Raw genomic sequence first — 8,273 nt, 5'->3', positions numbered from 1 at the left:
GCCGGGATGAGAAAACTGCTCCAGCTGGCTTATGGCGTGGTGAAATCCGGACGAGAATTTAATGCTGAAATACCGCTTGCCGGATAACCGACAAGACGGTATCTCTCCCACAGGGAGAGGGAGAAAAACCAGGCTCGGCTTTTGCCGGGCTTTTTTACGCAAAAAAAATGCGGACACAGGGGTCCGCAAAAGTTCACGTTGGCTTTAGTTGTTCGAGTTTTGAGAGAAACTCGTATGACGCGGCGGCGCTTCAAGGGTCAAACAGTCACCGTCTCGTCTATGTGGTGTATTATTCATCAGAACACTTGATAGGGATAATCGTTCGTTGCTATGCTATCTATCGCCATGAACTATCGTGGCGACGGAGGATGAATAATGAATATTCGTGATCTTGAATACCTGGTAGCGTTAGCTGAGCATCGTCACTTTCGCCGCGCGGCAGATTCCTGCCACGTCAGCCAGCCGACGCTGAGCGGTCAGATCCGCAAGCTGGAAGACGAGCTGGGCGTGATGCTGCTGGAGCGCACCAGTCGTAAAGTACTGTTCACCCAGGCCGGTTTGCTGCTGGTGGATCAGGCGCGCACCGTGCTGCGCGAGGTCAAAGTGCTCAAGGAAATGGCAAGCCAGCAGGGGGAAGCCATGTCCGGCCCGCTGCATATTGGCCTGATCCCAACCGTTGGCCCGTACCTGCTGCCGCAAATTATCCCGATGTTGCACCAGACCTTCCCGAAACTCGAAATGTATCTGCACGAAGCTCAGACGCATCAACTGCTGGCGCAGCTGGATAGCGGTAAGCTCGACTGTGCCATTCTGGCGCTGGTCAAAGAGAGCGAAGCCTTTATCGAAGTACCGCTGTTTGATGAGCCGATGATGCTGGCGATCTATGAGGATCACCCATGGGCGAACCGCGATCGCGTGCCGATGTCCGATCTGGCGGGCGAAAAGCTGCTGATGCTGGAAGACGGCCACTGCCTGCGCGATCAGGCGATGGGCTTCTGCTTTGAAGCGGGTGCGGATGAAGATACCCATTTCCGCGCAACCAGCCTGGAAACGCTGCGCAATATGGTGGCGGCGGGAAGTGGTATTACGCTGCTGCCTGCGCTGGCCGTACCGCGCGAACGCAAACGTGATGGTGTGGTCTATCTGCCGTGCATCAAGCCTGAACCGCGTCGTACCATTGGTCTGGTCTATCGTCCAGGATCACCGCTGCGCAGCCGCTATGAGCAGCTGGCAGAGGCCATCCGGAGTTCGATGGATGGCCACTTTGACGGTGCGTTAAAACAGGCGGTTTAAGCCGTTCAGCGCCGCTACCCGATAGGCTTCCGCCATCGTCGGGTAGTTAAAGGTGGTGTTAACGAAGTACTCGATCGTGTTACCGCCACCTTTTTGCTCCATGATTGCCTGACCGATATGAATGATTTCCGCCGCGCGTTCACCGAAACAGTGAATTCCGAGGATCTCTTTCGTCTCGCGATGGAACAAAATCTTCAGCGTTCCCACGCTCATTCCCACGATTTGTGCCCGCGCCAGATGTTTAAACTGCGCGCGACCCACCTCGTAAGGCACCTTCATTGACGTCAGCTGCTGCTCGGTTTTGCCCACTGAGCTGATCTCCGGAATGGTGTAAATCCCGGTCGGAATATCCTCGATCAGATGGGCAGTGGCTTCACCTTTGACCAGCGCCTGTGCGGCAATGCGGCCCTGATCGTAAGCGGCGGAGGCCAGGCTCGGATAACCAATCACGTCACCCACGGCATAAATATGCGGCAGGGCGGTCTGGTACATGCTGTTGACCTTCAGCTGTCCGCGGCTGTCGGTTTCGAGGCCAATGTTTTCCAGCGCCAGTGAATCGGTGTTACCCGTTCGGCCATTGGCATACAGCAGGCAGTCGGCTTTGAGCTTTTTGCCGGACTTCAGGTGCATGATCACCCCGTCATCGCAGCCTTCGATTTTCTCGTACTCTTCGTTGTGGCGAATGACCACGCCGCTGTTCCAGAAGTGGTAGGAGAGCGAGTCGGACATCTCCTGATCGAGAAACGCCAGCAGACGGTCGCGGGTGTTGATCAGATCCACTTTCACATCCATTCCACGGAAGATGGACGCATATTCGCAGCCAATCACCCCTGCGCCGTAGATCAGCACGTGGCGCGGTTCGTGGTGCAGACTGAGAATCGAGTCGCTGTCGTAGACGCGCGGATGGGAGAAATCGACGTCGGTCGGATGGTACGGACGTGAGCCGCAGGCGATGACAAATTTCTCGGCAGTAATCGTCTCGACGGAACCGTCATGACACTTCAGCGCCAGTGTGTGCTCGTCGACGAAGTGCGCGTCGCCCTGCAAGATTTCGCAGTGGTTGCGTTCGTAGAACCCCTGGCGCATCCGCGTCTGCTGATTAATGACGTTATCAGCATGGTTAAGGATGTCGGCAAAGGAAGAACGAAGAAGTCGGGAATGGTCGCTGTAAAGAGGGTTCTGATTAAATTCAATAATGCGGCTAACGGCGTGGCGGAGGGCTTTGGAAGGGATGGTGCCCCAGTGGGTGCAACCGCCGCCAACATTATGGTAGCGCTCGATGACCGCTACTCTGGCTCCCTGTTTCACCAGCCCCATAGCAGCGCCTTCGCCGCCGGGGCCGGAACCAATAACTATTGCGTCGTAATCGTAGGTGTGTGACATGGCAAGGCTTACCTGTTCTTATACATAAAAGCAACAGAATAGTAACATCATTAGCGGGATAACCCAATTATCGTTGTGCTCTTTTCGGGCTGTGGAGCACAAACCGCGCGTAAACAATCATTCACAAAGCGATGCAAACAGATTAATTTTATTCTCTGGTATAGTGCCTGAAGGCCTTTGGAAGGATTCAACTATTGTGATGGGCGTAAGAGCACAACAAAAAGAGAAAACCCGGCGTTCGCTGGTGGAAGCAGCATTCAGTCAACTGAGTGCTGAGCGAAGTTTTGCCAGTTTGAGCCTGCGCGAAGTCGCACGCGAGGCCGGGATTGCGCCAACGTCCTTCTATCGTCATTTCCGTGATGTGGATGAACTGGGTCTGACCATGGTGGATGAGAGCGGCCTGATGCTGCGCCAGCTCATGCGCCAGGCGCGTCAGCGTATCGCCAAAGGCGGTAGCGTGATCCGCACGTCCGTATCGACTTTTATGGAATTTATCGGCAACAACCCTAACGCCTTTCGCCTGTTACTGCGCGAACGGTCGGGCACATCGGCCGCGTTTCGTGCCGCCGTTGCGCGCGAAATTCAGCATTTTATTGCGGAACTTGCCGACTATCTCGAAATCGAAAACCATATGCCGCGAGCCTTCACGGAAGCGCAGGCCGAGGCGATGGTGACTATTGTTTTCAGTGCGGGTGCCGAAGCACTGGATGTCGGCGTTGAACAACGCAAACAACTCGAAGAGCGACTGGTATTGCAGCTGCGGATGATTTCCAAAGGGGCGTATTACTGGTACCGCCGGGAACAAGAAAAGTCGGCGCATTACATCGACGAAGGTGAGTGAGTCATGAAACAGTCTGGTCAGGATAAAGGTACGTTGTTGCTGGCATTGATCGCTGGCTTATCTATCAATGGGACGTTTGCAGCGGTGTTTAGCTCGATTGTGCCATTCTCAATCTTTCCGATTATCGCTCTGGTGCTGACGGTTTATTGTCTGCATCAGCGCTATCAAAACCGCACCATGCCGGTCGGTTTACCGGGCCTGGCTGCCGCGTTCTTTATCCTGGGCGTTCTGCTGTATAGCACCGTGGTGCGCGCAGAGTATCCGGATATTGGCTCCAACTTCCTGCCTGCGGTGCTGTCGGTGGCGCTGGTGTTCTGGATCGGGATTAAGATGCGTAACCGTAAGCATCAGATCCAGGAATAACGAGGTTTTTGAGGTTTTGTGGTTTTGTAGGCCGGATAAGCGAAGCGCCATCCGGCATTTTTTGGCAGGTGGCGCTTCGCTTACCTGCCCTACGAAACGACGATTCTGTTACTTCGCTGTGAGCAGTACGCCGCACTCCATGTGGTGCGTGTACGGGAACTGATCGAACAGGGCCAGACGTTCCACATTGTGCGTCTGGCTTAATGTTTCCAGATTCTTGCACAGGGTTTCCGGGTTGCAGGAGATGTACAGAATCCGCGGATACGCCTGCACCATCTTCTCGGTTTCGCTGTCCAGCCCGCTGCGCGGCGGATCGACGAAAATCGTCTCACACTGGTAGCTCTTCAGATCGATTCCCTGCAAACGGTTGAATTCACGCACGCCGTTCATCGCCTGAGTAAACTCTTCCGCCGCCATGCGGATAATCTGCACGTTGTCGATATGATTCGCCGCAATGTTGTATTGCGCGGCGGCCACGGATGGTTTGGCGATTTCGGTGGCCAGAACGCGCTCAAAGTTGCGCGCCAAAGCCAGCGAGAAGTTGCCGTTTCCGCAGTACAGTTCGAGCAAATCACCCGTTGAACCCTCAGTGGCGCTAAGCGCCCACTCCAGCATCTGCACGTTCATCGCCGCGTTCGGCTGGGTGAAGCTGTTCTCGACCTGGCGATAGATCATCTCTTTACCGGCCACCGGCAGACGCTCATCAACATAGTCCTGATCGAGCATGATTTTGGTTTTGGTCGCCCGGCCAATCAGATGCACATTAATGTTCTGCGCACGCAGCGCGTCGCGCAGCGCTTCGGCTTCCTGGCGCCATTCGTCGGTCAGGGTTTTGTGATACAGCAGGGAGACGATCGCCTGGTTACTTTGCGTGGTCAGGTAATCAATCTGGAACAGTTTGTGGCGCAGGATTGGGTTTTCACGCACCCCTTCAATCATCAGCGTCATCAATTGGTTAATTAATTCACTCGCCGCCGGGAAACTGTTTACGCGGATGCGGGACTTGGTCTGCTGATCGAAAATGATGTGGTACAGGTCGTCGCCGTCGTGCCAGATGCGGAACTCAGCGCGCATGCGATAGTGGCTGACCGGCGAGCGGAACACCTCGGGAACGGGCGCCGCGAAAGGCGTCATCATACTTTGCAGGCGGACCACTTTCTCTGCCAGCTGCGCGTCGTACTGTTCTGTCGGGAGGTGTTCGGGGGTCATGATGCATCCTGAGTGGTAAAGAATTTCGCGGGGATTGTAAGCACTGTACAGGGGATGTCCAGATTTAATCATGCATAGCTGTCTGGACATCCATACGTTTCTAATTGTAGCATTCTGTTTCCGGTCTCCTTTAAGTGAAAAGGGAATCCAGTGTAAATCTGGAGCTGACGCGCAGCGGTAAAGACTGGCGGGATGAATGTTGTAGACACTGCTTTCGAGTGGGAAGTCTTCATCCGTACACGCCACCAAGCCCGAAGACCTGCCGGTACTACGTCGCAATTGGTTTCATCATCGCGTGCTATAGATGACGCCTGCGGCATCCTTCTTATATTGTGGATGCTTTAACAATGATTAAAAAAGTATCGCTGATGACGGCGCTTTCCGTCACGGCTTTTTCGGGCTGGGCGCAGGAAAGCGCTGACTCGTTGGTGGTGACAGCAAACCGTTTTGAGCAACCGGCAAGTACCGTTCTGGCACCAACGTCTATTGTGACCCGGGAAGATATTGACCGCTGGCAGTCGACCACGGTGCTTGATGTGATGCGCCGCTTACCCGGCGTCGATACCGCGCAAAACGGCGGTATGGGCCAACTCTCCTCTCTCTTTATTCGTGGCACTAATTCCAGCCATGTCCTGATTCTGGTAGATGGGATTCGCCTTAACCAGGCGGGCGTGACGGGATCATCCGATCTTAGCCAGTTCCCGATCTCACTGGTTCAGCGCATCGAGTATATACGCGGGCCACGTTCTGCGGTTTATGGTTCTGATGCGATTGGCGGTGTCGTGAACATCATCACTACTCGCGCGAAAGACGGCACGACGCTGAATGCGGGTGTGGGCTCGCACGGCTATCAAAACTATGGTGGCAGCACGCAGCAGACCCTCGGCGACAGCACGCGCGTTACGCTGGCGGGTGATTACACCTACACCAAAGGTTTTGATGTGGTGGCGGACGGCAACAATGGCGGACTTGCTCAGCCCGACCGCGACGGTTTTATGAATAAAACTATCTACGGCGCGCTGGACCATGCTTTCTCCGATCAGTGGAGTGGTTTTGTTCGTGGCTATGGCTACAGCAACCGTACCGCCTATGATGCTTATTACAGCTCATTTACACCGAATGTCTTAGTGGATACGCGTCAGCTGTATAACCAGACCTGGGATGCCGGGCTGCGCTTCAATGACGACATTTTCCACTCGCAGTTGCTTTCGAGCTATAGCCACAGCAAGGACTATAACTACGATCCGCATCTGGGACGCTACGACTCGACCGCCACGCTGGATGAAATTAAGCAATACAACCTGCAGTGGACAAACTCTGTTGACGTCGGGCAGGGCAATATTGGTGCCGGTGTCGACTGGCAGAAGCAGAGCACCGAGCCGGGCACTAACTATGTGCAGGATGCTTACGACATTCGTAACACAGGTGTTTACCTGACGGCTCTGCAAAAGTTTGGCGATTTCACTCTGGAAGGGGCAGCCCGCAGCGACGACAACTCACAGTTTGGTCGCCACGGTACCTGGCAGAGCAGCGCGGCCTGGGAGTTCATTGAAGGCTATCGCTTCATCGCGTCCTATGGCACCGCCTATAAAGCACCCAACCTGGGTCAGCTCTACGGTTTCTATGGTAACGACCATCTGGATCCGGAAGAGAGCAAGCAGTGGGAAGGGGCTTTCGAAGGGTTGTCAGCGGGCGTGACCTGGCGCGTGTCGGCTTATCGTAATGACGTTGATAACCTGATCGACTTCAACAATAACACCCAGCAGTATTACAACGTCGGTAAAGCGCGAATTAAAGGCGTTGAAGCGACCGCGTCGTTTGATACGGGTCCGTTGATGCATACCGTCGGCTACGACTATGTTGATGCCCGCAATGCAACCACCAACGAACTTCTGTCTCGCCGCGCTAAGCAGCAGGTGAAATATCAACTCGATACGCAAGTCTATGATTTCGACTGGAGCCTGACATACCACTATCTGGGCACCCGTTACGATACCGATTTCGGATCTTACCCGAGTGAGAAGGTGAAAATGGGCGGTGTAAGCCTGTGGGATGTCGCAGTTTCATATCCTGTCACCTCACACCTGACAGTTCGTGGTAAAATAGCCAACCTGTTCGATAAAGATTACGAGACAGTTTATGGCTACCAAACTGCAGGACGGGAATACACCTTGTCTGGCAGCTACACCTTCTGATCCACGTCCCACCGTGCTGGTGTTTGACTCCGGCGTCGGTGGGCTTTCGGTCTATGATGAGATTCGGCATCTTCTGCCGGATCTTCATTACATCTATGCCTTCGATAACGTCGCCTTTCCTTATGGGGAAAAGAGCGAAGACTTTATCGTTGAGCGCGTTGTGGAAATCGTCACTGCCGTTCAACAGCGCTACCCTTTAGCGCTGGCCGTGATTGCCTGTAATACCGCAAGCACCGTTTCCCTTCCTGCATTACGTGAAAAATTCCCGTTCCCGGTTGTGGGCGTCGTTCCGGCGATCAAGCCTGCTGCCCGTTTGACGGCGAATGGCGTTGTTGGCTTACTGGCGACGCGCGGAACGGTAAAGCGTCCTTATACGCGTGAGCTGATTGACCGTTTTGCTAACGAATGCAAGATCGCTATGCTCGGCTCTGCCGAACTGGTGGAGATGGCGGAAGCGAAGCTGCACGGTCAGCCGGTGTCGCTGGAAGAGCTGCGTCGCATTCTGCGTCCGTGGCTGCGGATGGCTGAGCCACCGGACACGGTTGTGCTGGGGTGCACGCATTTCCCGCTATTACAGGAAGAGCTGCTTGAGGTGTTGCCGGAAGGCACGCGTCTGGTGGATTCTGGCGCCGCGATCGCCCGACGTACTGCCTGGCTGCTTGAACATGAAGCGCCGGATGCTAAATCCAGTGACCAGAATATGGCTTATTGTATGGCGCTCACTCCTGAGACTGTGCAGCTTTTGCCCGTTTTACGTCGGTATGGGTTTGAAACGCTCGAAAAACTGGCGCTGTAGCACGGTTTTGCGCAAAAAAAAGACGGTTGAAAGTTTTTTTTAAAAGAGGGGTTGTCAACGTCTGAGAACTCCCTATAATGCGCCTCCACTGACACGGAACAACGGCACGCAAGCCGCCGTAGCAGCAGGGGTTCAGCGATGAACGCCGACAGAGAAAAGCGAAATTAAACGCTTGACTCTGAATGAGGAAAAC

The 8,273-nt window shown here is 54.4% G+C and carries 7 protein-coding genes and 1 riboswitch; of the genes, 5 read left to right on the top strand and 2 right to left on the bottom strand.

Features of this window, described 5'->3' with window-relative positions; genetic code table 11:
- The first annotated feature begins 375 nt into the window (after positions 1-375).
- Positions 376-1,293 carry a DNA-binding transcriptional regulator OxyR gene (oxyR, locus tag QQF33_RS03190; protein WP_095283927.1) on the top strand — a complete coding sequence of 306 codons (918 nt, stop codon included), beginning with the start codon at positions 376-378 and terminating at the stop codon, positions 1,291-1,293.
- Here the strand turns inward: oxyR and sthA are convergent.
- On the bottom strand, positions 1,276-2,676 hold the full coding sequence (sthA, locus tag QQF33_RS03185; protein WP_282492124.1) for a Si-specific NAD(P)(+) transhydrogenase: 1,401 nt from the start codon (positions 2,674-2,676) through the stop codon (positions 1,276-1,278). The two genes, oxyR and sthA, sit on opposite strands and share 18 nt — an antisense overlap.
- A gap of 196 nt (positions 2,677-2,872) precedes the next feature.
- Between sthA and fabR the strand changes: the two genes are divergently transcribed.
- Both fabR and QQF33_RS03175 read left to right on the top strand, forming a co-directional pair.
- Positions 2,873-3,517 (top strand): HTH-type transcriptional repressor FabR, encoded by a 645-nt coding sequence (gene fabR, locus QQF33_RS03180; protein ID WP_282492123.1) that lies wholly within the window; start codon positions 2,873-2,875, stop codon positions 3,515-3,517.
- Positions 3,518-3,520: 3 nt separating this feature from the next.
- A complete protein-coding gene (locus QQF33_RS03175) occupies positions 3,521-3,880 on the top strand; it encodes a YijD family membrane protein (protein WP_095283924.1) in 360 nt (119 codons plus the stop codon).
- Positions 3,881-3,988: 108 nt separating this feature from the next.
- Here QQF33_RS03175 and trmA read toward each other — a convergent pair whose 3' ends face one another.
- Complete coding sequence (gene trmA / locus QQF33_RS03170) at positions 3,989-5,089, bottom strand: tRNA (uridine(54)-C5)-methyltransferase TrmA (protein ID WP_285148516.1); 1,101 nt, start codon at positions 5,087-5,089, stop codon at positions 3,989-3,991.
- Positions 5,090-5,193: 104 nt separating this feature from the next.
- Positions 5,194-5,370: riboswitch (cobalamin riboswitch) on the top strand.
- A gap of 66 nt (positions 5,371-5,436) precedes the next feature.
- Between trmA and btuB the strand changes: the two genes are divergently transcribed.
- Both btuB and murI read left to right on the top strand, forming a co-directional pair.
- Positions 5,437-7,284, top strand: coding sequence for a TonB-dependent vitamin B12 receptor BtuB (gene btuB / locus QQF33_RS03165; RefSeq protein WP_282492121.1), 1,848 nt, complete (start codon positions 5,437-5,439; stop codon positions 7,282-7,284).
- Positions 7,229-8,080, top strand: coding sequence for a glutamate racemase (gene murI, locus QQF33_RS03160; protein WP_285148515.1), 852 nt, complete (start codon positions 7,229-7,231; stop codon positions 8,078-8,080). Before btuB ends, murI begins: the two co-directional genes overlap by 56 nt.
- Positions 8,081-8,273: the final 193 nt, after the last annotated feature.

It is taken from the genome of Lelliottia wanjuensis, from assembly GCF_030238365.1.
Taxonomy (GTDB): Bacteria; Pseudomonadota; Gammaproteobacteria; order Enterobacterales; family Enterobacteriaceae; genus Enterobacter; species Enterobacter wanjuensis.
Note: the sequence above shows the minus strand (reverse complement) of the source record. Positions and strands in the feature narration are given on the sequence as shown.

Coding starts and splice junctions, on each gene's coding strand:
- oxyR (WP_095283927.1), top strand. CDS start 376: ATGAATATTCGTGATCTTGAATACCTGGTAGCGTTAGCTGAGCATCGT.
- sthA (WP_282492124.1), bottom strand. CDS start 2,676: ATGTCACACACCTACGATTACGACGCAATAGTTATTGGTTCCGGCCCC.
- QQF33_RS03175 (WP_095283924.1), top strand. CDS start 3,521: ATGAAACAGTCTGGTCAGGATAAAGGTACGTTGTTGCTGGCATTGATC.
- trmA (WP_285148516.1), bottom strand. CDS start 5,089: ATGACCCCCGAACACCTCCCGACAGAACAGTACGACGCGCAGCTGGCA.
- btuB (WP_282492121.1), top strand. CDS start 5,437: ATGATTAAAAAAGTATCGCTGATGACGGCGCTTTCCGTCACGGCTTTT.
- murI (WP_285148515.1), top strand. CDS start 7,229: ATGGCTACCAAACTGCAGGACGGGAATACACCTTGTCTGGCAGCTACA.